This is a genomic window from Cupriavidus sp. 22TCCZM01-5 (assembly GCF_057798915.1).
This window is the reverse complement of record NZ_JBYOJR010000013.1, coordinates 41,392-66,177: the sequence shown is the minus strand read 5'-3', so window position 1 is coordinate 66,177 and position 24,786 is coordinate 41,392. Positions and strand designations below refer to the sequence as shown.

Below are 24,786 nucleotides of genomic sequence, written 5' to 3'. Positions count from 1 at the left end.
AAACGACGTGGACGCCTATCGGGCGGGGCCCTTATGGCCTTCCTCAGTGCCGCCACGAAAATCCGACGGACTGACGCCATTGGCACGGCGAAAGGCCCTGCTGAAATTGGCGACGTCGGTGAATCCGAGGCGGTAGGCGATCTGCGAAATCGGAAGCATCCCCTCAAGCATGCCGAATCCAACTGGTTGCCCACACCAGCGGCAGGCGGCTTTTCGATGAACCTCCGCCTGTACCTGCCCAGGCCCGAGGCCCTGGATGGTACCTGGAAGCCGCCTGTGATCAGACGCATAGCAGGCTGATATCGGAATGCCCGCGCGCCGGGTCCTGAGAACTTGGCGCTACATCGCGGTTGTGTAATGCCGAACCAACTCCACCAGTGGCACCTGTGGACGGTCGCCGGAAGCGAATCCCGGCCTCGCGGAGCCTTGGACCGATGCAGAACTTGATTGATGCAAGTCAACAAGCAAGGATCTGCCGCTTCTATTCTTAAGCAGGGATCAAGGCTGTGGCGTCACGCAACTGCAGCCTTCCGGTTCATTGACCGGTGCTATCGGACTGGCGGCCCTGCCTGACTTGCCTCTTCCCATCCCTGCAATCGAGGCGTCTCCGAAGCACTCGCAAGCGGTATCCCATTACCCGACTGCAAGGGGGAGTCATGATGGATGACGAGATCAGGAAGAAGATCCTCGCGCTACTGGAACAACATCGGATCATGACGATCGCCACGATCCGGCCGGATGGCTGGCCGCAGGCGACGACTGTGGGCTACGTCAGCAAAGGCCTTGTCCTCTACTTCCTTTGTGGCCTGGAAAGCCAGAAAGCAGCCAATCTGGCTCAGGACGATCGGGTATCCCTAACCATTGATGACGATCCCTCTGACCTGATGGCGATCACGGGACTGTCCATGGCAGCGCGCGCGAAGCTCGTACTCGACCCCATCGAGGCGGACGAGGTCCTGCACATGCTTCCTCTGAAGTATCCGCAGCAAACCAAGTTGCCAGTACCAATGCCTACCCGGAACGAGGTGAGGATTTTCCGAGTGACGCCCACTGTCATTTCTGTCCTTGACTACTCGAAAGGTTTCGGACACGCGGACCTGGTCGTGTGCTAACACTTGCGTCAGACAACATAGACGTCAGCAATCCGCCACGCAGTCCTGCTACCGAGACGATTCCGTCAAATGAGAAACACCCGCGTCATAGTTACTCATTACGGCGGGCCTGATTCGCTTCAAGTGATAGATGAAGCGTGCCCTGAGCCAAAGTACGGCGAGGTGCGGGTAAGGGTGCTGGCAGCGGGAGTGTGCCAGCCCGATCTGATGATGCGCGAAGGCTTTCATCCCGAAACGCCTCCTCTGCCTTTCACACCGGGATGGGACCTGGTGGGACGGGTGGATCGACTTGGCGACGGCGTTACCGAAGTCCATTCAGGTCAGTTGGTCGCTGCGCTAACCATCACCGGCGCGTATTCCGAGTTCGTCTGTCTGCCGCAGCGTGAACTGGTTCCGGTGCCTTTCGGATTGGATGCCGCCGAGGCCGTCAGCCTCGTGCTGAACTATGTCACGGCCTATCAGATGTTACATCGGTCCGCGAAAGTCACGGCGGGCCAACGCGTGTTGATTCATGGCGCGACAGGTGGAGTCGGGTCAGCATTGATGCAACTTGGACGCCTTGCCGGGCTCGAGATGTACGGTACTTGCTCATCGCAACATACGCCTGTGATTTCTGCCCTGGGCGGGATCCCGGTGGATTACAAAGAGGTTGACTTTGTAAAGGAAATTCACCGCCTCACGGGAACCGGTGTGGACGTCGTTTTTGATGGTATTGGCGGCGCCCATATTTGGCGTTCCCGCGAGGCCCTGCGTCCCGGCGGGACGGTAGTGGCTTATGGACTCTCTGCTGCGCTACGTGGAGGGCGATTGGCGTCTGGGCGCTCAGGCCGCAGGAATCGCTTCCAGCGACTCGCCATTTTCGGTTTGTTCATTGCCGCCGGCTACGTTCTCCCGGGCCGGAAGCGCGTCGTCCCCTATAGCATTCAGTGGCTTAAGCGGATGCGGCCAGCATTGTTTCGCCAGGATCTGATCGCCTTGTTCGATTTGCTTGAACAGAAGAGAATCAAGCCGCTGATCGCGGAAAGGTTTCCTCTGGCCGAGGCAAGACAGGCGCATGAGTTGCTTGGAGAGCAGGGTGTTACAGGCAAAGTCGTTTTGGTGGCAAAAGGCGATGACGCGATTGCAAACCATCGATGATGGCTGGCTCTGAAAGTTCGTCCCGGATCGCTTTGTGTGCTCGAATCATGACCAGCGCTGGCGCAACACATGCAACAGTTCAGCCTTGGCGAATCCTGCTTCCACCCCCCTAAGTTGAGCCAGTGCGGTCGCCCCCTCGATGCCAATCAGGCGACCCGGGTCTTCGAGCATCTGCGACTGGTGCCGGCGTAAAGCGTCCAGCTTGCGCGTCCAGGTCTGGGTAATATCGATATACAGCCCACCGCCAAATCCCTTATGCAAGGCGCCCTCACCCCAGAAGGTGGCGGGATATTCATAGGCAGCGACCAGCCTCGGTACATGCTTGGTGTGGTTGGGACGGGTGGAGGCAACGCCGACCTCCCAGCAATAGCGGTGGTCCTGATGCGAGGAAGGCAGCGGAATCAATACCTCGTCGGGCTCGAACATATTCTGCAAGCGATCGAGGCGCCCGATCATCTCGACGGCTGGATAGCTCGAAAGCGCGCCGTCCAGCCCCTCGGTCAGGACTTCCACGGATTGCACACCCAGCACCGCCATCGATTCGCGGGACTCACTCAAGCGCTCCTCCTTGCCAATCTCGCGCCGCAGGCAAATCGAAGTGCTCGCGCCCACCGTGCCCAGCGCTACCATAACTTCCCCACCGGCGTCGATCACGCGGGCAAGGTAGCCGCCCACCCCCAGTTCCGCATCGTCGGCATGCGGACTCAGTACAAAGACGCGCTTACACTCCATGTCTCCTCCGTTTGCTTCAATAGCTATTCTTGTTCATGAGATCGAAACTACCTTGACATTAGGACGAGGCTCCCCGCGGCACGGCGCCAAGATTTCGCATCCAGTCGCCAAGTTGCAGGGCGTCATGCGGGCGCCAAATGCCGCTGACGGCGGCCGGCGTGCGCAGACAGGACTTTGTCCGTGATTGTCGCCCGCTGACCGTTTACACTGCGGATCCCGGCACACATCATGAGAACGACCGATGCTCAGCACTGAGGATTTCCTTTCGGTGGTGCGGCTGGCGCCGCTGGTCGCCATCGACCTGATCCTGACGGCCCCCAACGGCGCGGTGCTGGTCGGCCGTCGCCGCAACCGGCCCGCGCGCGACAGCTGGTTCGTGCCGGGGGGACGAATTCGCAAGGGCGAAAGCCTGGATGAAGCTTTCCGCCGCATAGTGACGGAAGAGCTCGGGGACCACGCAGGCATCGTTGCAGGCATTTCCGGGCAGCGCGCGGATGCCACGCTGATCGGCGTCTACGAACACTTCTACGACGACAATTTCGCCGGCGCAGAGGGCATTGGCACGCACTACGTTGTGTTCGGCTACCGGGTGATGGCGGGTGAGGCCGTATTGCCACGGCAGCAGGCGCAGCACAGCGGGTACCGGTGGATGCAGCCGGCCGAGCTGCTGGCCGACGATGCGGTTCACGACAATACCAAGGCCTATATCTCCGTATAGCGTGTGCAGGGAACCGAACTGGTTTGCCTGGCCGCGCCGGCCAAGCAAGACGACCCCAATCGTCGATACAAGCAAAGCCCTGCTCCCGCAGATAGGCTATCAAACAGAAAAAACGGCCCGCCGCAGCGGGCCAAGGGCCAGCACCACCGCCGCGAACGGGGATCCCGCGGCAATTGGCGCGAGGTGGTCAAGAGAGGGAGAGTGCGGCGCACGCCCACTGCGGAAGACCTTACGCGGCTACTGCGTTGTCAGGCTCTTCTGCGCCGCCGCCGCGGTCATCCGGCAGCGCGCTGGTGGCCAGGTCCCCGGGCAGGGCGGCCGGGAAGGCGGCGTATTCTGTGCGCAGGAATTCGCGGAACGCAGTGCCGGTCTCCGTGTGTCGAAGCGCGAACTCCACCGTCGCCATCACGTAGCCAAGCTTGCTGCCGCAGTCATAACGGCGGCCGTGGTAGCGGTAGGCAAGCGCCTGCTCCTCGGCGAGCAAGGCCTGAATGGCGTCGGTGAGCTGCAGCTCGCCCCCGGCGCCGGGCCGGATCGTGTGCAGGTGGTCGAAGATGCGGGGCATCAGCACGTAACGTCCCACCACGCCGAGGTTGGACGGTGCGTCTTCGGGTGCGGGCTTCTCGACGATGCCGGTCATTTTGACCACCCGGTGGTCCCACGCCTTGCCTGCGACCACGCCATACGAGCGCGATTCGTGCGGTGCGATCTCTTCCACACCGACCACGGAGCTGTGGTAGTGGTCGAATACGTCGATCATCTGTTTGAGCACCGGCGTCGGTGCGTCAAGCAGGTCATCGGCAAGGATCACGGCGAACGGCTCATCGCCCACTAGCTTGGCCGCGCACCGCACGGCATGGCCAAGCCCGAGTGGCTCGGTCTGGCGCACGTAGAAGCATTCCACATGAGGAGGCTTGATGCCCCGCACGAGATCCAGCAACTGCTGCTTGCCCCGTGCCTGGAGCTCGGCCTCGATCTCGCACGACTTGTCGAAGTGGTCTTCGATGGCGCGTTTGCCGCGGCCGGTCACAAAGATCAGCTCGGTAATGCCGGCAGCTACGGCCTCTTCTACCGCGTACTGGATCAGCGGCTTGTCCACCACTGGCAGCATTTCTTTCGGACTGGCCTTGGTGGCCGGCAGGAACCGCGTGCCGAGCCCCGCCACCGGGAATACCGCTTTCTTGACTTTCAGCATGACTAACCCCATCGTCTGGAAATGAGCGTCTGGGAATGAGACTAAGGCGACCGGTGCGCGGCCCGGTGAATCGAGCGTATTCCGCGGCACGGGCGCCCGTCTGCCAACACTTCGCCATATTCGGCCACGTGTCGGGGTTGCTCCCACGCTCGTCGGGAGGACGCTGGCTTTTGGCCGACCGATCCGTGCGGCCGGACATAAAGTGCCCCTACCGGCCGGACTTCGCCGGATTGCCGGGCACACGCGGGCAGGCACGGCCGCGGACATGTGCTGACGACCACGTGTGGATAACGATGGAGAAGCCATGAAGATCCCGATGATTCCAGACCAAGGCCAGGCCATCTTCATGCGTGCACGTTCATGGCTGGCGCGCGCGTGCGTCCTTGGCCTGGTGCTGTTTGCCTTAAGCGGCTGCGGTGGCGAACGCAGCGCCGGATCCGGCGGCACGGCGCTCAAGGTGGAGACGGCGGAAGGCTGGACCCTGTGCGCAACGGAGTACAACACCTGCACGTTCACCGGCACGCACCAGGTCAAGTACGGGACCGAGACGCAATACGTGATCCGCACCTTCACCAACAGCGTGGGCTGCGACAATGGCGTGTTCGGCGATCCCGCGCCGGGATCGGCCAAAAGCTGCTGGTATGACGCGGGCACAGCGGGCGCCCCCGCCGGCACGGTCACCGCTGACGGCAACTGGACCGTCTGTGCCAGCGAGAATGCGTTCTGCACCTTCAGCGGCACGCGCCAGGTCCGTTATGGCACCTCCACCCTGTTCGTCACCAAGACCTTCAGCAATGGCGTGAATTGCGACAACGGTGTCTTCGGCGACCCCGCACCGGGTTCGGCCAAGGCCTGCTGGGTCGCCAGCCCGGCTACCGCCGGCAGTGGCAGCATCGGCAGCCCAAGTACCGCGGCCCTGCAATGCACGCCGCCCGCAACGAGCACCGACGTGGCGGGCTCGGGGGATGCCATCGAGGCCGACCTCGCCGGCGGGGATGGCACGCGCATGGTGGCGGCCGGTACGCCGTTCCAGATCGGCGTGACGACGCGTACCAGCGCCAATGACACCGTGAGCTGGCAGATCGCCGATGCGTGGGGCACCGTACGCGCGAATGGTACCTTCCCCGTGGCGGCGGGCGGGCGTGCCGCCACGCTGCAGTGCGTGTCGTCGCTGGCCGGATACTTTGCGCTGTCGGCCTCGCTGAGTTCAGGCAGCGTGCTGCGCACGCGCGGCACGCGGCCAGACGGCATTGCCACATTCGGCGTGCTGCCCGACGTCTCGCAGGTGCTGCCGGCCGTCACTTATGCCCGTCAGGACCAGCACCGCTTCGGTGGCCAGGGCGCGGCCTACCTGCTGCCCGGGCAGGCGTGCTGCAGCGGCGACGGCTACCGGCCGCTCTATACCGCGCTCGGCCTGAGCTGGGTCAATGACAACCGCAGCTGGGCCAGGATGGAGCCGGACGGTCCCAATACCTTCAACCCGCAGGCCGACAATCTCGCCCCGTATCTCAAGGCGGGCGACCTGATGCGCCTGATCCAGCTAGATGGCATTCCCGGGTGGGCCAGTCCCACCGGAACCGCCACGCACAGCTACGCGCCCAAGTCGCTCGCGGCGTTCCAGGACTACGCGAGCCGCGTGGGGCAGGAGGCCGACCTCGTCCGCCGGCGTTACTTTCCCGCGCAGACGGGCAACTACTACCAGGTCACCTGGGAGCCGGACTACAACGGCGGCCTGCCGTGGCTCGACACCGACGCCAATTTCATCGCCATGTACCGCGCGGTCTGGCTGGGCGTACACGCGACCGACCCGGCCGCCGTCGTCATGGGCACCACCAACGCGATGGTGAGTGAGAACACCAACTGGCTGAACCGGCTGGTGCCGCAGGGGCTGGGCCAGTACCTCGACGGCGTGACCGCCCATGGCTACTACGACGCTGGCACGTCACCCTCGCATCCGCCCGAGCGGCTGGTGGGCAATACTGACGCCGCCACGGCGGCCAATTCGCTGCCAGCCGCCATGCGCGGGCTGCGCCACGCAGTGGCGTCGCAGCTCAAGCGTGGCGCCCGACTGTTCGTCACCGAGACCGGCATCAGCTATGACCTTGGTACGAGCTATGGCCCCGCCTACCCGACACCCAACGTCCTCTACGCGCATGGCGCCGTGGTGGTGCGCACGCACCTGATCCTGCTCGGCGAGGGGGCTGACGTCACGTACATGTTCTACTCGAACGACTTCCCGACGCAGGCCGGCTATGGCCTCTTCTTCGATCTCCAGTCCCCGCAGGGCAGCTATGGGCCGGGCCTGGTCAGCCCGAAGCCGGCGGCGCTCGGCGTGGCGGCGATGACGCGCCTGGTCGATGGCACCAATACGCTCGGCCCACTCAAGAACCTGCCGTCCGGCGTGTACGGCTACGCCTTCCAGCGGCTCGGTCGCGGCAAGGTGGTGACCGCGCTGTGGACGCATGACAACGCGAGCTGGAGCGCTGCCACGGGCTTTGACGCCAATCGTTCGGTGGACTATGCACTGCGCATCGATGCCGCCGGCACGAGCGGCCAGGTTTCGGTGATCGACATGATGGGCAACGTCACCAGCCAGGCCTACAGCGATGGCGTGGTCACGCTGCACCTGACGGCCACGCCCCTGTACGTGATCTCGAGCGACGCCTCGATCATGCAGGCTAACGCGACGGTGCCGGAGGGGTACGTCGCGCAATAGGGCGCCGGCCGGGGCATCGGCAAAGCAACGGGGGCGGACCGCGCGCGCATAACAACGGGGGAGGGCAGCGCACGCGCTCGCTCCGACAGCCCTTCCCATACCGCCTGACTTTCTCCGATTCATCACCCTATCCGTCCCAATCAACGCGTTGACTCACCGTGCGCTCAGCCTGCGTCCGGCTCATGCCGCAGCACCGGCTTGCCAGGCAGCACCAGCAGCGTCGCCGCCTCGGCCAGCGCCTGTTCCTTGCGCCGCAGCTCGCGCTCCAGTTCGCGTATGCGCCGCTGATCGCGCTCGTGCCGGCTGTCGAACGGCTGGCCCCCGCCATCCGCCGCGAGGGCCGCGGCCGCGAGCCGGCGCCAGTGGTCGAGCGCGGCCGGCTCCACGCCGTTGCCGAGGCACCATGCCAGCCGCTCCTGTTCGTCCAGCCCGCCGACCGCCACCAGCATGTCGAGGCGCGCCGCGCCCGAGCCCGACGGGTCGCCCGCAGATGCGTGCAGGGCAGAAGCCCGCCATCGCTCCAGTGCCGCCGGCGAAATGCCGGTTTCCGCCGCCACCTGCTCCACGCTGGCACTCTCGGGCGGCAGCATGCGTGCGACGGCACGGTCCTTGAACGCTTGCCGGTATCTCGCCACGCGCCTCCTCCGCGACCTTCGGATCAGGCGGCCGGACGCTCGTTGGGCAGCGTCGGCGCCACGGGTGCCTGCAACTTGCGCTGTGCGGGGAACAGCGCCTCGCGCAGCCGCAGGAACGGGAATTCGATCGCCCGCGTGGTGAGGTAGCCAGCACCGATGGCAATGACGAACTGAATGGCCAGCGCCGCCGCCCACGTCACCGCGACTGGCAGCCCAATTCCGGTGGCCTTGCGGATGAACAGCTCGCCCGGCGCGAGCGCTACCGAGTGCCACAGGTAGATGCCGTACGAGTACACGCCGATCCACGCCACGACGCGGTACACCGCAGAGCGGCGCAGGTCGCCGGAATACTCCAGCGCCAGCACGATCAGCACGGCGAAGCCGATTGCCTGGATCGTGTAGCCGATACTCTCTTCCATCTGCAGGATCGGCTGCAGCCAGGCCAGCCACACCACCAGCGCGAGTACCAGCGCCACCAGCAGTGCGCGGCGCCGGGCCAGCGCGCGGTAGTAGGCCGGCTGCATCCAGTAGACCGTGGCGAGCATGACGCCGATCAGCAGGCTGTCGATGCGGTACTGCGTGTAGGCCGCCGCGGCTTCAAGGTTGCCATGGGCGACGGCGGCGCAACGCGCGGCGAGCACGACGACGCAGGTCAGTCCCAGCGTCCACAGGATCGCCGGTGCACCGGCGCGCCAGCGCGCCAGCAGGAGCAGCAGGGCCGGCAACAGCAGGTAGAAATGTTCCTCGACGGCCAGGCTCCATGTCTGGGCGATGGACGAGCCCAGGTAGTTCTGCAGATGCGTCAGGTTCTGGTAGAGAAAGGTGCTGGTGGGGTGCCGCCCGGCCACGACGTGGAAGACAATCAGCGCATAGTAGGCCGGCCAGATCTTGAAGATGCGCCGCACGATAAAGCGCCAGGCGTCGATGCGGCCTTCCTGCGAATACTGGCGCAGCAGCAGCCCGCCAACGAGAAAGCCGCTCAGCGTGAAGAACAGGTTGACGCCCTCGCGGCCGAAATTCTTCAGCGGATACTCGATCCACGCCAGTACCGGATGGCCCGCGCTGACGGTGTGGAAATGCATGCCCATCACCATGATGATGGCCAGCCCGCGCACGAAGTCGAGCTCGATCGCGCGGCCCGTGCTTGCGCCCTGATGGGTCTGCTTGCCGGAAATTCCGAAGTTGCCCATGACGGTCTCCTCAGATGCCGCAGTCGCGCCAGGACGGCACGGCGCTGCCGGCAAAGCGCGGGCGGATGAAGCGGCACGGATTTCCGCCGTAGACGCCGCCGGCTGGCAGCGAGTGGTGCACCACGGACAGCGGTGTCACCACCGTCGAGCGTCCGATCGTGACGCCCTTCTGCACCACGCACCCGGCCGTGATCCACGCGCCGTCCTCGATCACGATCGGGGCGACCATCAAGTCCATGTTCGTGTCCAGCGCGTGCGAGCCGGCAGTGAGGAAGGCGCCCTGCGAGATGCAGACGTGCGAGCCAATGCGGATCGGCGCCTGGTTGTAGATCCAGCAGTCGACGCCGAACCAGCACGCATCGCCCACCTCCAGGTTCCACGGTGCCTTCACGCGCATCGGATGGACCATCCGGCAGCCGCGCCCGATGCGCGCGCCGAACAGCCGCAGCAGTCCGACCCGCAGGGCGGAGAAGGGCATGAGCGGGTTGTTGATGATGGTTGCTTCGAGCACGAACCAGACGGCTTCGAGTGGGAGGCTGCGGCGTCTGACATAGTTGCCCTTGCCCGCGCGGTCGAGCGGTATGACGGCGTTGCCCGCGTGGCGGGCCGACCCGAGCGCCTCAGCTTTCATGTCCCGTTCCTCCCGGCCTGGTCGTCGCAGGCCTTTCCTTTTCAACGTTCATACCGTTTCCAATTCGGTAAAAGAATTATTGAACGCTGCGGCCGGCCTGGTGGCGTATCGAGGCACGCTTGTCCATGGGCGGAGAAGTTTTGGCGTCAATCGACTACGCCCTGTTGCCCGGGCGTCGGCCGGATGCCCCGGCGGTCTTCCAGGTCTTTTGCCATGCCAGCCGCGGGCAGCGGCGCGCGGCGCACGGGCATCACCGCTTCGCGCAGGCGCAGGAACGGGAGCTCGACGAGGCGCGTGGTCACGTAGCCCGCCACAAGGGCGATCGCAAACTGCAGGACGGTTGCCAGCGCCCACACCAGCAGTGGCGGCCAGCCCCATTCGAGCATGGTGCGAATGGCAACGCGCCCCGGCTCGCGCGCCACCGTGTGCCACAGGTAGATGCCGTATGAGTAGACGCCAACCCAGGCTACGGCACGATAGGCGAGCGTGTCGCGCAGCCGGCCGGAATGCTCCAGCACCAGCACGATCAGTGCGCAAAAGCCGATCGACTGGACGGTAAAGCCGATGCCTTCCTGTAGCGCGACGGTGCGTTGCACGCACAGCAGCCACGCCAGCAGCGCCGCCACGGCTGCGAGCAGCAAGGCGCGCCGCGCGGCCAGCGCGCGGTAGGTGGCGGGCATCAGGCAGTAGACCACGGCCAGCATCACCCCATAGAGCAGGCTGTCGACGCGGTAGTGGGTGTAGACGTAGGCACCGTCGAGGTCGCCAGCCGCTACCGCCGCCACGCGCCCGGCCAGCACCAGCATGCACAGCGCCGCCAGGTACACCAGCAGCATCTGCGGCGACGGGCGCCAGCGCGCCACGCCGAGCAGCGCGAGCGGCAACAGCAGGTAGAAGTGTTCCTCCACGGCAAGACTCCAGGTCTGTGCGATGGACGAACCCAGGTAGTTCTGCAGGTGAAAGGTGTTCTGGACCAGGAAGGTGTCGCGCGGGTGCCTTCCCGCCACGGCGTGGAACAGGACCAGCGCGTAGTACGCGGGCCAGATCTTGAACATGCGGCGCACGATGAAACGCCGCGCGTCGATCGTGCCGGTGCCGGCGTACTCGCGCAGCAGCAGGCCGCCCACCAGGAAGCCGCTCAGCGTGAAGAACAATGTCACGCCCTCGCGCCCGAAGTGCTTGAGCGGATATTCGACCAGCCACACCAGCGTGCTGCCGGTGTCAACCGTGAAGAAGTGGATGCCCATCACGGCAATGATGGCGATGCCACGGATGAAGTCGAGCTGGCGCAGGCGTTCGTTGGGCGATGATGCCGCGTCTTGCTGATGCGCAATCATGTGAACGGTCCTCCGGCCGGCAGGGACCCGCTACCCTGCCGGTGGGCGGCACCATCTTGGCGGTGCTTCGAAAGCTGAAAAGATAAAGATGGTGGCACCACATTCCTGGCGATGCCGCCGGTCCTGCATGGCTGGCTTGCGGCGGCGTGGCCAGGTTGGATTGCGCCCTGGCCAGCCCTCACGCGGCCGCGCAGCGCAAGGTGCGCTTGAACTCTGCGACCGTGTGGCGCGCCAGCAGGTGCGCGCGGGCGATGTCTCCCGGCGCCCGCGCGTGCGGCGTCGTGGTGGCGGGCGGCGGCCAGAGCTGGTTCAGGGCGTGGCGGATGGCCGGCGTCGACAAGTCGTCGAGCACGGGTCCGAGTTCGCGCCCGTTGCAGAACCAGCCGATCAGCCCGTCCGCGGTGGCGATCACCGGCTTGCCGCTGCGATAGGCCTGCACCAGCACGCCGCTCATGCCGTAGTGGCCCTTGTAGCCGAGCCACACCGCATCGCATGCAGCGAAGAGGTCGGCCTCCTCGGCCTCGCTGATGAAGCGGTCCAGGATGAGCGGCTGCGGCCTGAGCGCTGGCGCGGCGGCCTGCAGGTAGTCACGCGTCTCGGCGTCCTGAATGCCGGCGACGACCAGCGTCGGCGCGCGCGCATGCCCGGACAGCGCCTGCACCAGCTCGCGGATGCCCTTGCGTGCGCTGACGTCGCCATACACGAGCAGGTGCGGACCGGCACCCAGCCGCAGGCGCAAGCGCGCGGCGTCGGGGCTGGTGCCGCATGCGCCGGTGATTTCCGGGCTCGGGTCCGCGAGGTAGGCGAGCGCAGCGCCGCCGTGGCGCCCGGCATGCCACTGCGGCAGGGTGGGGTCGATCGACAGCAGCGTGCGCAGGCCATCGCAGCGCATCGCAGCGCGGAACAGCAGCGCCTTCAAGGCGTTGACGAACGGCTGGCGCGGCGCGCGCACGCCCACGCTGGCATGGTGGAAACTGGCGCGCATGGTAATGCCAAGCCATGACGTCGGGCCGAAGGGCGAGCCGAGCAGCGGCAGCGCGTACAGGAAATAGTCGGCGTAGGGCACCACCACCAACGCCGGCTGCAGCGTCGCGCAGGCTTGCCGGTGCAGATGGCGGAAAACCCGCCAGAAGCGGATATACGACAGCCGGCCCGCGCCACGACCGGCGTGGGCCGGCAGTGCTACCGGCAGCAGCTCGCAACCTGGGTGGCGCCCGGCGGCCAGTGCCTGCGCGAGCTGGTGATCGCGGTTGGCGACGTCCGTCACCACCAGGCAGCGGTGGCCGGCCTCGGCGAAGGCCTGCATGGTCCATTCGACATAGCGCCAGCGGTGGCCGGTGAAATCGGGCTCGATGATCAGCAGCGCAGGGGCGGAGGTGGTAGCCGGCATCGCCGTCATGGTTGTCGTCGCACGTGTATGGAATTCATGCCGCAGCCCGCTCCCGGGCGAGAGAACTGCCGGGGCCGGCTTCCTGATGTCATCACCCTAGCAGCGCGTGCCAGTCCGCTGCCGCCAAAAGCAAGCGCGCCGCGGCAGCGGAACGGCAAGTCGTCCGGCACATGTCGCGTGGGCGGCACGGCTGACCGAAAACGACTGGAAGATGGCGTGCCGCCCATGCAGGTGGCGCGCTATGGTCGGTGCACAGGGCCATGCAGGCCATTGACGCCAGGCGCGCGCTCCACACACACCAACAAACAGCCGGGGGGCCATGAACAAGGCATTGAAGATCATGGCGGGATTGCCGCGCAGCTGGCCGCCGGCCCATTCCGCCGTCTGGGTGCTGGTCCAGCAGGCGCTGGCGCGAGGGCTGGTGGCGGTCAAGTTCCTGCTGGTCGGGCGCATGCTGGGCCCGGAGGCGCTCGGCGTCGCGGGCGTTGCGCTGCTGGCGGTGGCGATTGCCGAGGCACTCAGCGATACCGGCCTGCCGCAGGCCGTGGTGCAGGGCCGCCAGGAACCGGCGCCGCATGAATTGTCGGCACTGTGGATGGCACTGAGCTGCCGCGGCGTGCTGGTAGGACTGCTGCTGGCAGCGCTCGCGCCGTTCCTCGCCGCGCAGTTCCATCTTGCCGGCGCGGTGCCGTTGTTGTGGATGGCCGCCATGCTGCCGTTCCTGCGCGGGCTGGCCTCGCCCGCCTACTACGTGGTCATGCGCGAGCGCGGCTTCCAGCAGATCGCGGGCGTGGAAGTGGCGAACGCCTGCACCGACTGCGCCGTGAGCCTTGCCTGCGCGCTGGCCGGTGCGGGTGCGTACAGCATCGTCATTGGCCTGCTGGCAGGCGAGGCATGCAAGAGCGTGCTGACGTGGGCGGTGCTGCGCCCGCGCCCGCTGCTGCGGCTGCGCTGGACCGGCATCGGGCATTACATCGGCTTCAGCCGCTGGATCTGGGCCGGCAGTGTGGTCAACCTGATCCTGAACCAGTTCGACAAGGTGATGGTGGGCAGGCTGCTCGGCCCGGCGCAACTCGGCGCGTACCAGATGGCGTCCAAGCTCGCGCAGATGCTGCTGGCCGATGCGGGCATCGCGCTGTCGCAATACCTGTTCCCGACCTTCGCCGCGCGCCATCGCCAGCAGGACGGTTCCGCGCTGCGGCTGGCGCGCCGCCTGCTCCTGCTGGGCGTGCTGCTGCTGGCTGCGGCTGTTACCGTTCTGGCCGTGGTGGCCGAACCGCTCTTCCTGCTGCTGCTCGGGCCGCGCTGGCTCGAGGCCGTGCCGCTCTTTCGCGTGTTTGCGGTCAACATGGCCATCGGCGCGCTGATCGCGTTGCTGGTGGCCTACCTGCGCGCCGTGGGTCTGCCGCGCGCGGCCACTGAGGCGTCGGTGATCCAGGTTGGCGTGCTGCTCTTGCTGGTGCCGCCGGCCACGCAGCACTCCGGCGCTATCGGTATTGCGTGGTCGATGACCGTCGGGCTGGCGTGTGCGGCGGCGTGGATGCTCTTTCGCATGTTCAGGAGGGCGTGATGCGGATACTCCATCTTGTGCTGGCGCCGCGGCTGTCGGGCGCTGAAGTCCTGGCTCGGGACCTTGCCATCGCCCAGCAGGAAGAGGGGGAAGTCGTCGGCCTGGCCTCGCTGCTGCCGGCCCATGCCGACTTCGCCGCGCTGCGAGTCGATCTGGATCGCGCGGGCGTGTCGTGCCACTTCCCGGCGCGGCCGACGCGCGCGCCGGGCCGGCTGTGGCACCTGCTAGGCGCGCTGCGGCGCTTCCGTCCCGACGTGGTATTCGCCCACTCCACCATCCCAGCGTTCTACGCGCGCGCGCTGCCGTGGCCGGCGCCGGTCGTCTACGTGATGCATTCGGCCGTCAATGATTTCGAACGGCCGCTATTCCGCTTTGCGGAGCGCATGCTGTCGCAGCGCGCACGCGCCGTGGTGGCTGTGGCGCAGAGCAATATCCGCGACTATCGCGCGGCGGTGGGCAGCCATCCGGGACTGATGCTGATCCCGAACGGCGTCGACACGCGCCGCTTTGCCGCATCGGCCACCAAGGCGGTGAACGGGACGGATAGTCCCCTTGTCGTCCAGCTTGGCCGCTATGCGGCGGTAAAGAACCAGCTGCACACGGTACGTGCCTTCGCGCAGATGCTGCCAATGGTGCCCGGGGCGCGCCTCGCGCTGTACGGCGTGATCGAGGATCCCTCATACCATGCCGCCGTGCAGGCACTGGTCGATGCGCTCGGGCTGGGGGCGCAGGTCAGCGTCAACGGCCCGCGCGGCGATATCCCGCAACTGCTGGCGCTGGCGAGCGCCTTTGCCATGCCGTCGGCCTCCGAGGCGCACAGCATTGCCTTCCTGGAAGCACTGGCGACGGGCGTGCCCGTCGTGGCCAGCGCGATCCCTGCCTTTCGCTTTTCAGGCGGCTTCCCGGCAGTCCAGTTGCTCGACACAAGCGACATCGCCGCCTACGCGAACGCGCTCGCGCGGGCGGTGGCACAGCCCCGCGCCGCACGGCCGCTCGACGGCCTGACGCTGCAGGACACCGTGCGGCACTACCGCGCCATCGCGCGCACCGTGACAGGCCTCGCCTGAGGCTGCCTTCCGCTTGCCTTAGCCGCTTCCCGCCCGGCAACCGCCTTCGGCCCTGCCTCCTCCGACAGGGCTTCCCAGGAATTCCACCGCCATTCCCGCGAACGCGGGAATGGCTCCTTGTTGACGGTGCCAGAAGCGAGGCAGGACGCGCCGATGGGGCATGCGGGACGAGTGGTCCAATCATTCCGAAGGGCCCGCCCCCCTTGGCGAAGGGACAGCGGCGTATTAATGCCGGAATTAATTATTATATTCTTTTTTATTTTCACGCTTCATGTGTTTCTTTCGTCATGTCCTTTCGCATTATGTCGGGGTTTCAATCCGTATCATGGCTGAAACAAGTGCAAAAAAACATCGGGAAAATGCACCATATCTGATATTAGTGCGATTTACACCACGCTTGCTTTGGTGCAGTTGTGCCGCATTGCAACATTTTGTATAGAGTGATTTTTACTCGCTTCTTTTCTGGTTCTGGCGGGCCGAATAATCTGTGGCATGAATCACATGTATTGAATAAATTCGTTTATTTACAATGAAATGTGGCGAATTCAGTGATCCGACCGGCAAGATCCCGCCAAGAGGCCGTCAGTTTCCGACATCAACGTAGCCACGTTTTCATTGTTGTATATGATGCAATGCAACAGACCAGAAGTCCGGCGCTGCACGGAACAAAGAAGCAAGAAGCGAATGAAATGGGGAGTAATCATGAGCTATGCGCAACTCAAGCCTTCAGTGAGCTGGTTGTCTTTGTCAGCCCGGCCTCGCAGGGACGCCGCGCGGCGCATCGGAATCCTGCTGTTCGATGGATTTTCGCTGCTCGGCGCCGGAATGATTGCGGAGGTATTTCACACCGCCAACGCGCTGTCCGAGGATGTACCGGACCTGGCGGGGCAGGCCCGCTATGAAGTGCGCTTCCTGTCACTGACGGGCGGCAACATCGCCTGTTCGGCCTCCGTGCATGTCTGGACCGATGAAATCGACCCCGGCCAGCCGCCCGGCTTCGACATGCTCTTCGTCGCCGCCGGCGAGGACGCCCATGGCTGCAGCATCGACGAGCGCGTGGTGGGCTGGCTGCGTGCGGCCGCGCACCGCAAGACCGCCACGGTCCGGCCCATCGCCCAGGGCCGCGCCGTGCTCGATGCGGCAGGAATCTCTCCATTGGCCACGTTGCCTGACACGCAGTCGGCCAGCCAGCCGCTGGCGCTCGACGCCGCCGACGACCAGTTCGAATCCATGAAGGCCGCGCTGACGCTGATCCGGCACGAGCAGGGTGTCGATGCCGCCCGCGCCGTGGCGGGCCGCGTGATGCCTTCGTGGGGCAGCCGGCTGCTGCCGTGCATCGGCGACCCCGGCATGACGGGCCCCGGCGAGAAGATCCGCGCCGCGGCCCGCTGGCTGCGCCAGCATTGCGAACAGGACATCTCGATTGCCGACGCCGCTGAGGTGGCTGCCATGAGCGAGCGCAACTTCCTGCGCCGCTTCAAGCTGGAAATGAGCATCACGCCTTCGGACTTCCTGCTTCAGGCGCGGCTCGACACCGCCTGCGGCTTCCTTGCCGAGACCGAACTGCCGGTCGACAAGGTGGCGCGCCGCAGCGGCATGGGCAATGGCGACCGTCTTGCCAAGATTTTCCGCAAGCGCCTGTCGATCTCGCCGACCGAGTTCCGACAGCGATCCCGGCTGACCGTCGACGGCTAGTCCGCGGACGCGGCGCCTACGCCGCGCGCCAGTCAATCAGAAAGCCACGAGGAATGCAAGCCGCGCGGGGCGGCGGGTAGCGCTCGTCCCGACACCGTGGCTTCGCATTGCCCGAACGCAAACGAGAACAAGGAGGGCCGATCATGACAAACACAGACAGCGCCGACGGCACAGCCACCGCGGCATCGACGACCCCGGCACACGGCCAGCGCCTGCGCATCGCGCCGGTAGTCCTGGCGGGCGGCGCGGGCACCCGGCTGTGGCCGCTGTCGCGCGAGCACTATCCCAAGCAACTGATCGACCTGATCGGGCCCGACTCATTGCTGCAGGCCACGTTGCGCCGTCTCGAAGGCTTTGAGGGCGTACCCGGTGGGCGCGAGGTGGTGCCGGCGCCCATCGTCGCCTGCGGCGAAGAGCACCGTTTCGTCACCGCCGAGCAATTGCGCGCCAGCGGCATCCAGGCGCGCCTGCTGGTGGAACCGGGCCGCCGCAACACCGCGCCCGCGCTGACCATCGCCGCGTGGCTGGCCCAGGCGCAGGGCGAGGACGTGATCCTCGTGGTGATGCCGGCCGATCACGCCATGCTCGATACGGACGCCTTCCGCGCCGCGCTGGCCACGGCCGCCGATCACGCCGAACGCGGTGCGATGGTCACGCTCGGTGTGCCGCCCACGCGCGCCGAAACCGGTTACGGTTACATCCGCCTAGGCGCCGCGCTGCCCGACGGCGTGCACGAGATCGCGCGCTTCGTCGAGAAGCCCGCGCTCGAACTGGCGGCACAGTACGTGCAGAGCGGCCAGTACTGGTGGAACAGCGGCATCTTCATCGTACGCGCCAACGTGTGGCTGCAGGCCGTGCAGACGTTGCAGCCCGACATGTACGAGAGCTGCATGCATGCCGTGATCGAGGGCAAGCTCGATGGCGCCTTCTTCCGTCCCGCGCCGAAGGCTTTCCTGACCTGCCCGTCCGATTCCATCGACTACGCGGTGATGGAGCGGCTGGAACTGCCGGAGTCGCCGTGCCGCGGCGTGGTGGTGCCGCTGGCGGCAGGCTGGTCCGACCTTGGCTCGTGGGACGCCGTCTGGGACGCCACCGAAAAGGACACCGCTGGCAATGCGGCGCGCGGCCGCGTGGTATTCGAGGGCGCCAGCCACAGCTATGCGCATTCCGATGGCCGCCTGGTGGCCTGTGTCGGCACGCACAACATCGTCGTCATCGAGACCGCGGACGCGGTGCTGGTTGCCGACCGCTCGCATGTGCAGGACGTCAAGACCCTGGTCGAGCGCATCAAGGCCCAGCACGCACCCGAGGCCGAGACGCACCGCAAGGTGCGCCGGCCCTGGGGCTTCTACGACTCGGTGGACCACGGTCCGCGCTTCCAGGTCAAGCGCATCGTGGTAGCGCCTGGCGCGCGGCTGTCGCTCCAGTTGCACCACCACCGCGCCGAGCACTGGGTGGTGGTGAGCGGTACGGCGCTCGTGCAGCGTGGCGAAGAGAAATTCCTGCTCGGCGAGAACCAGTCGACCTACATACCGCTGGGTGTGACGCACCGGCTGGAGAACCCTGGCAAGTTGCCGCTCGAGATCATCGAGGTGCAGTCCGGTGGCTACCTGGGCGAAGACGACATCGTGCGGCTCGACGACGCCTTCGGGCGCTGCGACCGAGAGGGCTAGCGCTGCGAATGACCGGCGCCGGGCTGGCGCCGGGCGGTTTGCAAGGGGAGTCTGGCAACGGGGAGCCGGCGTGGCAAGGCAGTGGTTGCTTACGGGTGGTACGGGGGGCGCTATGCTCAGGCTGGAGGGGTTACTGGCGCGCACGCTGGACGTTGCGCTGGTGTTCGCGGGGGCCGTGGCGGCCTCGCAGATCCGCTTCGACGCGGTGATGCAGGAGGACTTCTACGACCTCTTCATCGTGCTGTCGGCGGCGTTCACGCTGGCATTGTTCCCCGCGTTCGGCATCTACGAATCGTGGCGCGGGCGTTCCAAGCTCGGCCTCGCAGGCCAGGTCGCGCTGGCCTGGCTGCTGGTGCAGCTGTGCGGTGTCATGGTGATGTTCTCCATGCACCGCCTCGACATCGTCTCGCGGCTCTGGTTCGCCTACTGGACCGCCGTCAGCGGTGCGCTGCTGATCGTTTCCAGGCTGGTCACCCATTTCGTGCTCGGCCACGTGCGCAGTGCCGGCATGAACCTGCACCAGGTCGCCATCGTCGGCGGCGGGCCACACTGCAACGCGGTGATCCGCCGCGTGGCGGCGTCGCCGGCATCGGGCTTCCGCGTGGCGGCGGCGTTCAACGTGCTGCCAACGTCCGGCAGTCTCAGCTCGCGCGTGCCGACCTTTGCTGACCGCGCCGCGTTCCAGCGCTACATCCGCACGCAGCAGATCCACGAACTCTGGCTTGCGCTGCCATTGTCGCAGGAGCGGTTGATCCTTGACCTCGTCAACGAGTTCCGCGACGAGCTGATCAATATCCGCTTCATGCCGGACCTTCGCTCGGTGGCGCTGTTCGACAGCGGCATGATCGACCTGATCGGCATGCATGCCATCAACCTCGCTGCCTCGCCGTTGCCGCAACACGCAGTGCTGCAGAAGGACATCTTCGACCGCCTGTTCGCCGTCGCCGCGCTGATCGGCCTGGCGCCGGTGCTGCTGGCGGTGGCTGTCGCGGTGAAGCTGTCGTCGCCGGGGCCGGTGCTGTTCCGCCAGAAGCGCAAGGGCGCCGACGGCCGCGTCTTCACCATCTACAAGTTCCGCTCGATGCGCGTGCATGCAGAGCAGGCCGGTACGCTGACGCAGGCCAGGCGTCTGGACCCGCGCGTCACCCGCGTAGGCGCCTTCCTGCGCCGCAGCAGCCTGGACGAGCTGCCACAGTTCTTCAACGTGCTGCGCGGCGACATGTCGGTGGTCGGCCCGCGCCCCCACGCGCTGGAGCATGACGACCAGTACAGCAAGCTGGTGAGCGGCTACATGCAGCGTTACCGCATCAAGCCGGGCATCACCGGCTGGGCCCAGGTCAACGGCTACCGCGGCGAGACCGACCGGCTGGAGAAGATGGAAGGACGCATTGCCTGCGACCTCTACTACCTCGGCAACTGGTCCTTCGCGCTCGACATGCGAATCATCGTCGCGACGATCTTCAAGGGACTGGTCCACCGCAACGCCTACTGACCCCGGCGACGGTCGCCGTGGCGGGCTCACCAAGAACGCGAAAGCACACGGAGCGCAAGGACAAGCCATGCCAACCGTACTCGACACGCAATACACCGAGGGCCCGCCGGCGCAGGAGCTGCGCCTGTCGGACTACCTGGCGACCCTGCTGGGGAGCTGGCGGCTGATCGCCCTGATCACGGCGGCAGCGCTGGTCATCGGCGTGATCTACGCGGCGATCGCCAAGCCGGTCTACCGCGCCGACGCGATGATCCAGGTGGAGGACAGCAAGGGCGCCGACGCCAACGCCAACCAGAATTCGCTGGGCTCGATCGCATCGATCTTCGACTCGAAGTCGTCCACGGCGGCGGAGATCGAGCTGATCCGTTCGCGGCTGGTGGTGGAGGAGGCCGTGCGCACGCTCCATCTCGACATGGCCGCGCGGCCACGCACGTTCCCCCTGGTTGGCGGCTGGCTGGCTGGGCGCTATGCCGGCACCGCGCCGGCACCGGCGCGCTTCGGCCTGCCGCAGTACGCATGGGGCGGCGAGTCGATCACGATGTCAGTGTTTGACACGCCTTCCAGGTACTACAACAAGCCGTTCGTCCTGACCATCACTGGCGAGCGCGCGTTCACGCTGCGCGACCCCGACGGCAACCCGGTGCTCAATGGCAAGGTGGGCGAGGAGGTCGGCGGCAACAGCGCGCTGGGTCCGGTGCGGGTGCGCATCGACGAGATCGCCGGGCGCCCCGGCACCGAGTTCGAGCTGGTGCGCGCGTCGACGCTCGCCACCGTGGAGCGCGTGCAACGCCAGCTCGCCGTGGGCGAGACCTCGCTGCAGTCAGGCATCATCCGCGCCAGCCTGGAAGGCCCCGACGCGAAGCTCACCGCCGACATCGTCAACACCATTGCGCGACAGTTCGTGCAGCAGGACATCGGCCGCCGCTCGGCTGAGGCGGAACACACGCTGGCCTTCCTCGACCAGCAGCTGCCGGTGCTGCGCAAGGAGTTGGACCATGCCGAGGAGCGCTACAACTCCTACCGCAATCGCACCGGCACGGTGAACCTGGACGAGGAAAGCCGGCTGCTGCTGCAGCAGGTGGTCGATAACAAGACCCGGCTTGCCACGCTGCAGGCCCAGCGCGCCGAGATGATGACGCGCTACACCGATACGAACCCCGCCATGGTCGCCATCAACGCCCAGATTGCGGCGCTCACGCAGCAGCAGGGCGCGTTGCGGCGCAGCGTGTCGGTGCTTCCCGATACCGAGCAGACCGTGCTGCGGCTGATGCGCGACGTGCGCGTCGACACCGAGCTGTACACCAGCCTGCTCAACAACGCCCAGCAGCTGCGCGTGATCAAGGCCGGCCAGGTCGGCAGCGTGCGCGTGGTGGACTTCGCGGCGCCGGCCGACGAGCCGGTGCGCCCGCAGCGCGTGATGCTGGTGCTGATCAGCGGCGGCCTTGGCATGCTGGCGGCCGTCGTGCTGGTGTTCGTGCGCAAGGCGCTCTATGGCGGCGTGGAGCATCCGGAGGACATCGAGCGCCTGCTCGGCGTGCCGGTCTGCGCCGTGGTGCCGCGCAGCCGCGTGCAGGCCCGGCTGCAGCGCGACCTCCGCGCCGGCCGGGGCGCGGGGGGGCCTCGCCTGCTGGCCGCGAGCGCGCCGGAAGACGTCGCCATCGAGGGCGTGCGCAGTCTTCGCACCACGTTGCAGTACGCGCTGCGCGATGCCCGCAACAACGTGGTCATGCTGACCGGCTCGCGCCAGGACGCAGGCAAGTCATTCCTGTCGGTGAATCTTGCCGCGCTGGTGGCGTCGGGCCACCGCCGCGTGCTGGTGATCGACGGCGACATGCGGCGCGGCGAGGTCCATTTGCACTTCGGCCTGCGCCACCGGCCGGGGCTCTCCGACGCGCTGGCGGGCATGGACTTCGACGCCGCCGTCGTGCGCGACGTGCTGCCGGGCCTGGACGTGCTGCCGCGCGGCAGCCTGCCAGAAGACCCGGCGGACCTGCTGATGAGCGAGCGCTTTCGCACCATGCTCGACCACTTCGCCACGTGCTACGACATGGTGATCCTCGACACCCCGCCGGTGCTCGCCGTGACCGATGCCACGCTGCTCGGCCGGCACGCCGCCACCACCCTGCTGGTGGTGCGTCACGGCCGCCATCCGGCCGCCGAGATCGGCGAGGCGGCGCGGCGGCTTGCCAACGGCGGCGTTGCCCTGCAGGGCGTGCTGCTGACCGATGTTCCGCGGCCGCCGTTGCAGCTCGGAGCGCCGTATGGCGCGGACTACGGCGCGCGGGGAGGGCAGGGAGGGCAGGGAGGGCAGGGGTAAGGATGCGGCAACAGGTCCCGCCGCCACGCCGGCCCCAACCGGGGCGAGCTCCAACCGAACTCCAATTCACAGGGAGAAAGACGATGAAGCGCAAGGTTGCTCTGATTACGGGAATCACCGGCCAGGACGGCTCCTATCTTGCCGAACTGCTGCTCGACAAGGGCTATGAAGTGCATGGCATCAAGCGGCGCACGTCGCTGTTCAATACCGACCGCATCGACCACCTGTACCGTGAGCGGCACGAGCAGGACCTGCGCTTCTTCCTGCACCACGGCGACCTGACCGACGCCACCAGCCTCCTGCGCGTGATCCAGCGCATCGAGCCGGACGAGATCTACAACCTTGCCGCGCAGAGTCACGTGGCGGTGTCGTTCGAGGAGCCGGAGTACACCGCCAACGCCGATGGCATCGGCACGCTTCGCATCCTCGAGGCGATCCGTATCCTCGGCCTGGCGAAGCAGACGCGCTTCTACCAGGCGTCGACCTCCGAGCTGTACGGTCTGGTGCAGGAGATCCCGCAGAAGGAGACCACCCCCTTCTACCCGCGCAGCCCGTACGCCGTGGCGAAGCTCTATGCCTACTGGATCACCGTGAACTACCGCGAGGCCTACGGCATGTATGCGTGCAACGGCATCCTGTTCAACCACGAGTCGCCGGTTCGCGGCGAGACGTTCGTCACGCGCAAGATCACGCGGGCCATCGCGCGCATCGCCGTTGGGCTGCAGGACTGCCTCTACCTGGGCAACCTGTCGGCGCTGCGCGACTGGGGCCATGCACGCGACTATGTCGAGATGCAGTGGATGATGCTCCAGCAAGCGCAGCCCGAGGACTTCGTGATCGCTACTGGCGAGCAGTACAGCGTGCGCGACTTCGTGCAGCAGGCCGCCAACGAGCTGGGCGTGACGGTGCGCTTCGAAGGCGAGGGCGTGGATGAGATCGGCGTCGTCGAGCACATACACGGCAAGGAAACGCGGCTGCAGCCGGGGCAAGTGATCGTGCGCGTCGATCCCGCGTACTTCCGTCCGACCGAGGTCGAGACCTTGCTGGGCGATGCCTCCAAGGCCCACGAGAAGCTCGGTTGGCGCCCCACCACGCCATTCCCCGCGCTGGTCAAGGAGATGGTGCGCGCGGACTACCAGATCGCGCGCCGCGACGCGATGGTCACGCTGGCCGGCTTCAAGGCCCTGGAACACCACGAGTGACGGCCATGGACAAGGACGCCAACATCTTCGTGGCCGGGCACCGTGGCATGGTCGGCTCTGCGCTGGTCCGGGCGCTGCAGGCCGACGGCTACCGCCACATCATCACGCGCACCCATGCCGAGCTGGACCTGACCGACCAGGCTGCGGTGCGCCGCTTCTTCGCCACCGGCTCGATCGACGTGGTGCTGCTGGCGGCCGCGCGCGTGGGCGGCATTGTCGCCAATGCCTCGCGCCCGGCCTCTTTCCTCTATGAGAACCTGGCCATCGAGACCAACGTGATCGACGCCGCGTTCGACTCTGGCGTGCAGCGGCTGGTGTTCTTCGGCTCGTCATGCATCTATCCGCGCGCCTGCCCGCAGCCGATTCGCGAGGAGTACCTGCTGACCGGCCCGCTGGAGCCGACCAACGAGGCCTACGCCATTGCCAAGATTGCCGGGCTCAAGCTGTGCGAGGCCTACAACCGCCAGTACGGCACGCGCTACCTGTCAGTGATGCCGACCAACCTGTACGGCCCCAACGACAACTATGACCTGACCAACAGCCACGTGCTGCCGGCGCTGATCCGCAAGGCGCACGCGGCGGTAGAGGAGGGCGCGGGCACGCTGGTGGTGTGGGGCACTGGCACGCCGCGCCGCGAGTTCCTGCACGTCGACGACCTCGCCGCCGCGACGCTGTTCCTGTTGCGCCATGAGCACGCCGAGGGCGTGTTCAACGTCGGTGTGGGCAAGGACCTGCCGATCGCCGAGCTGGCCGCGATGGTTGCGGGCATCGCCGGATTTCAGGGGGAGCTCGTGTTCGATACCAGCAAGCCGGATGGCACGCCGCGCAAGCTGCTCGACGTCAGCCGCCTGGCGCGCATGGGCTGGCAGCCGCGCATCGGGCTGGAGGCCGGCATCACGGCCACATATTGCGAGTACAGGAATCGCGCCAGGTCGCTTGCGGAGCCAGCCGCGGCGGCAACACACGTCTGACAGGCA

20 protein-coding genes and 1 pseudogene are annotated in these 24,786 nt (G+C 66.5%); 13 read left to right on the top strand and 8 right to left on the bottom strand.

Annotation, left to right across the window (positions count from 1 at the left end):
• Positions 1 to 15 precede the first annotated feature (15 nt).
• Positions 16 to 171: pseudogene (locus AC3FNH_RS14605) on the bottom strand (helix-turn-helix domain-containing protein); the annotation flags it as partial.
• 15 nt (positions 172 to 186) lie between these two features.
• On the opposite strand from AC3FNH_RS14605, the gene AC3FNH_RS14600 reads away from it, so the two are divergent.
• The 3 genes from AC3FNH_RS14600 (at position 187) to AC3FNH_RS14590 (ending at position 2,249) form a co-directional block, all read left to right on the top strand.
• Positions 187 to 300 carry a hypothetical protein gene (locus AC3FNH_RS14600; RefSeq protein WP_488720538.1) on the top strand — a complete coding sequence of 38 codons (114 nt, stop codon included), beginning with the start codon at positions 187 to 189 and terminating at the stop codon, positions 298 to 300.
• Positions 301 to 659: 359 nt separating this feature from the next.
• Positions 660 to 1,112, top strand: coding sequence for a pyridoxamine 5'-phosphate oxidase family protein (locus AC3FNH_RS14595; RefSeq protein WP_346348631.1), 453 nt, complete (start codon positions 660 to 662; stop codon positions 1,110 to 1,112).
• A 69-nt stretch (positions 1,113 to 1,181) separates the two neighbouring features.
• Positions 1,182 to 2,249, top strand: coding sequence for a medium chain dehydrogenase/reductase family protein (locus AC3FNH_RS14590; protein WP_488720537.1), 1,068 nt, complete (start codon positions 1,182 to 1,184; stop codon positions 2,247 to 2,249).
• 45 nt (positions 2,250 to 2,294) lie between these two features.
• On the opposite strand, the gene AC3FNH_RS14585 is transcribed toward AC3FNH_RS14590, so the two are convergent.
• Positions 2,295 to 2,981, bottom strand: coding sequence for a PIG-L deacetylase family protein (locus AC3FNH_RS14585; RefSeq protein WP_488720536.1), 687 nt, complete (start codon positions 2,979 to 2,981; stop codon positions 2,295 to 2,297).
• A 241-nt stretch (positions 2,982 to 3,222) separates the two neighbouring features.
• Here AC3FNH_RS14585 and AC3FNH_RS14580 point away from each other — a divergent pair, with 241 nt between their 5' ends.
• The gene (locus AC3FNH_RS14580) at positions 3,223 to 3,699 is read left to right on the top strand and encodes a GDP-mannose mannosyl hydrolase (RefSeq protein WP_276102048.1); all 477 of its coding nucleotides are present in this window, start codon (positions 3,223 to 3,225) and stop codon (positions 3,697 to 3,699) included.
• A gap of 229 nt (positions 3,700 to 3,928) precedes the next feature.
• Here AC3FNH_RS14580 and galU read toward each other — a convergent pair whose 3' ends face one another.
• On the bottom strand, positions 3,929 to 4,894 hold the full coding sequence (galU, locus tag AC3FNH_RS14575; protein WP_488720535.1) for a UTP--glucose-1-phosphate uridylyltransferase GalU: 966 nt from the start codon (positions 4,892 to 4,894) through the stop codon (positions 3,929 to 3,931).
• A gap of 304 nt (positions 4,895 to 5,198) precedes the next feature.
• On the opposite strand from galU, the gene AC3FNH_RS14570 reads away from it, so the two are divergent.
• Positions 5,199 to 7,610 (top strand): hypothetical protein, encoded by a 2,412-nt coding sequence (locus tag AC3FNH_RS14570; RefSeq protein WP_488720534.1) that lies wholly within the window; start codon positions 5,199 to 5,201, stop codon positions 7,608 to 7,610.
• A gap of 164 nt (positions 7,611 to 7,774) precedes the next feature.
• Here the strand turns inward: AC3FNH_RS14570 and AC3FNH_RS14565 are convergent, their stop codons facing one another.
• The 5 genes from AC3FNH_RS14565 to AC3FNH_RS14545 form a co-directional block, all read right to left on the bottom strand.
• On the bottom strand, positions 7,775 to 8,245 hold the full coding sequence (locus tag AC3FNH_RS14565; protein ID WP_488720533.1) for a transposase: 471 nt from the start codon (positions 8,243 to 8,245) through the stop codon (positions 7,775 to 7,777).
• A gap of 23 nt (positions 8,246 to 8,268) precedes the next feature.
• Complete coding sequence (locus tag AC3FNH_RS14560; protein ID WP_488720532.1) at positions 8,269 to 9,435, bottom strand: acyltransferase family protein; 1,167 nt, start codon at positions 9,433 to 9,435, stop codon at positions 8,269 to 8,271.
• 10 nt (positions 9,436 to 9,445) lie between these two features.
• Positions 9,446 to 10,066 carry an LbetaH domain-containing protein gene (locus AC3FNH_RS14555; RefSeq protein WP_276102043.1) on the bottom strand — a complete coding sequence of 207 codons (621 nt, stop codon included), beginning with the start codon at positions 10,064 to 10,066 and terminating at the stop codon, positions 9,446 to 9,448.
• Positions 10,067 to 10,212: 146 nt separating this feature from the next.
• Positions 10,213 to 11,403 carry an acyltransferase family protein gene (locus AC3FNH_RS14550; RefSeq protein WP_488720531.1) on the bottom strand — a complete coding sequence of 397 codons (1,191 nt, stop codon included), beginning with the start codon at positions 11,401 to 11,403 and terminating at the stop codon, positions 10,213 to 10,215.
• 178 nt (positions 11,404 to 11,581) lie between these two features.
• Positions 11,582 to 12,793, bottom strand: a complete 1,212-nt coding sequence (locus tag AC3FNH_RS14545) for a glycosyltransferase (RefSeq protein ID WP_488720599.1) — start codon at positions 12,791 to 12,793, stop codon at positions 11,582 to 11,584.
• A 319-nt stretch (positions 12,794 to 13,112) separates the two neighbouring features.
• Between AC3FNH_RS14545 and AC3FNH_RS14540 the strand changes: the two genes are divergently transcribed.
• From AC3FNH_RS14540 to AC3FNH_RS14505, 8 genes are all read left to right on the top strand, one after another.
• Complete coding sequence (locus AC3FNH_RS14540; protein ID WP_488720530.1) at positions 13,113 to 14,363, top strand: oligosaccharide flippase family protein; 1,251 nt, start codon at positions 13,113 to 13,115, stop codon at positions 14,361 to 14,363.
• Positions 14,363 to 15,430, top strand: a complete 1,068-nt coding sequence (locus AC3FNH_RS14535) for a glycosyltransferase family 4 protein (protein ID WP_488720529.1) — start codon at positions 14,363 to 14,365, stop codon at positions 15,428 to 15,430. The genes AC3FNH_RS14540 and AC3FNH_RS14535 overlap by 1 nt, the downstream gene beginning before the upstream one ends.
• Before the next feature lie 702 nt (positions 15,431 to 16,132).
• Positions 16,133 to 17,125, top strand: coding sequence for a GlxA family transcriptional regulator (locus AC3FNH_RS14530; protein ID WP_488720528.1), 993 nt, complete (start codon positions 16,133 to 16,135; stop codon positions 17,123 to 17,125).
• Between the two features lie 143 nt (positions 17,126 to 17,268).
• A complete protein-coding gene (locus AC3FNH_RS14525) occupies positions 17,269 to 18,798 on the top strand; it encodes a mannose-1-phosphate guanylyltransferase/mannose-6-phosphate isomerase (protein ID WP_276102036.1) in 1,530 nt (509 codons plus the stop codon).
• A gap of 112 nt (positions 18,799 to 18,910) precedes the next feature.
• On the top strand, positions 18,911 to 20,290 hold the full coding sequence (locus AC3FNH_RS14520; protein ID WP_276102035.1) for an undecaprenyl-phosphate glucose phosphotransferase: 1,380 nt from the start codon (positions 18,911 to 18,913) through the stop codon (positions 20,288 to 20,290).
• Between the two features lie 67 nt (positions 20,291 to 20,357).
• Complete coding sequence (locus AC3FNH_RS14515; protein WP_488720527.1) at positions 20,358 to 22,607, top strand: polysaccharide biosynthesis tyrosine autokinase; 2,250 nt, start codon at positions 20,358 to 20,360, stop codon at positions 22,605 to 22,607.
• Positions 22,608 to 22,690: 83 nt separating this feature from the next.
• Positions 22,691 to 23,809 (top strand): GDP-mannose 4,6-dehydratase, encoded by a 1,119-nt coding sequence (gmd, locus tag AC3FNH_RS14510; RefSeq protein ID WP_488720526.1) that lies wholly within the window; start codon positions 22,691 to 22,693, stop codon positions 23,807 to 23,809.
• Positions 23,810 to 23,814: 5 nt separating this feature from the next.
• Positions 23,815 to 24,780 (top strand): GDP-L-fucose synthase family protein, encoded by a 966-nt coding sequence (locus AC3FNH_RS14505; RefSeq protein ID WP_488720525.1) that lies wholly within the window; start codon positions 23,815 to 23,817, stop codon positions 24,778 to 24,780.
• Positions 24,781 to 24,786: the final 6 nt, after the last annotated feature.

Excerpts from the sequence above, each read along its gene's own strand:
- AC3FNH_RS14595 (WP_346348631.1), top strand. The coding sequence starts at position 660 with ATGGATGACGAGATCAGGAAGAAGATCCTCGCGCTACTGGAACAACAT.
- AC3FNH_RS14590 (WP_488720537.1), top strand. The coding sequence starts at position 1,182 with ATGAGAAACACCCGCGTCATAGTTACTCATTACGGCGGGCCTGATTCG.
- AC3FNH_RS14585 (WP_488720536.1), bottom strand. The coding sequence starts at position 2,981 with ATGGAGTGTAAGCGCGTCTTTGTACTGAGTCCGCATGCCGACGATGCG.
- AC3FNH_RS14580 (WP_276102048.1), top strand. The coding sequence starts at position 3,223 with ATGCTCAGCACTGAGGATTTCCTTTCGGTGGTGCGGCTGGCGCCGCTG.
- galU (WP_488720535.1), bottom strand. The coding sequence starts at position 4,894 with ATGCTGAAAGTCAAGAAAGCGGTATTCCCGGTGGCGGGGCTCGGCACG.
- AC3FNH_RS14570 (WP_488720534.1), top strand. The coding sequence starts at position 5,199 with ATGAAGATCCCGATGATTCCAGACCAAGGCCAGGCCATCTTCATGCGT.
- AC3FNH_RS14560 (WP_488720532.1), bottom strand. The coding sequence starts at position 9,435 with ATGGGCAACTTCGGAATTTCCGGCAAGCAGACCCATCAGGGCGCAAGC.
- AC3FNH_RS14555 (WP_276102043.1), bottom strand. The coding sequence starts at position 10,066 with ATGAAAGCTGAGGCGCTCGGGTCGGCCCGCCACGCGGGCAACGCCGTC.
- AC3FNH_RS14550 (WP_488720531.1), bottom strand. The coding sequence starts at position 11,403 with ATGATTGCGCATCAGCAAGACGCGGCATCATCGCCCAACGAACGCCTG.
- AC3FNH_RS14545 (WP_488720599.1), bottom strand. The coding sequence starts at position 12,793 with ATGCCGGCTACCACCTCCGCCCCTGCGCTGCTGATCATCGAGCCCGAT.
- AC3FNH_RS14540 (WP_488720530.1), top strand. The coding sequence starts at position 13,113 with ATGAACAAGGCATTGAAGATCATGGCGGGATTGCCGCGCAGCTGGCCG.
- AC3FNH_RS14535 (WP_488720529.1), top strand. The coding sequence starts at position 14,363 with ATGCGGATACTCCATCTTGTGCTGGCGCCGCGGCTGTCGGGCGCTGAA.
- AC3FNH_RS14530 (WP_488720528.1), top strand. The coding sequence starts at position 16,133 with ATGAGCTATGCGCAACTCAAGCCTTCAGTGAGCTGGTTGTCTTTGTCA.
- AC3FNH_RS14525 (WP_276102036.1), top strand. The coding sequence starts at position 17,269 with ATGACAAACACAGACAGCGCCGACGGCACAGCCACCGCGGCATCGACG.
- AC3FNH_RS14520 (WP_276102035.1), top strand. The coding sequence starts at position 18,911 with ATGCTCAGGCTGGAGGGGTTACTGGCGCGCACGCTGGACGTTGCGCTG.
- AC3FNH_RS14515 (WP_488720527.1), top strand. The coding sequence starts at position 20,358 with ATGCCAACCGTACTCGACACGCAATACACCGAGGGCCCGCCGGCGCAG.
- gmd (WP_488720526.1), top strand. The coding sequence starts at position 22,691 with ATGAAGCGCAAGGTTGCTCTGATTACGGGAATCACCGGCCAGGACGGC.
- AC3FNH_RS14505 (WP_488720525.1), top strand. The coding sequence starts at position 23,815 with ATGGACAAGGACGCCAACATCTTCGTGGCCGGGCACCGTGGCATGGTC.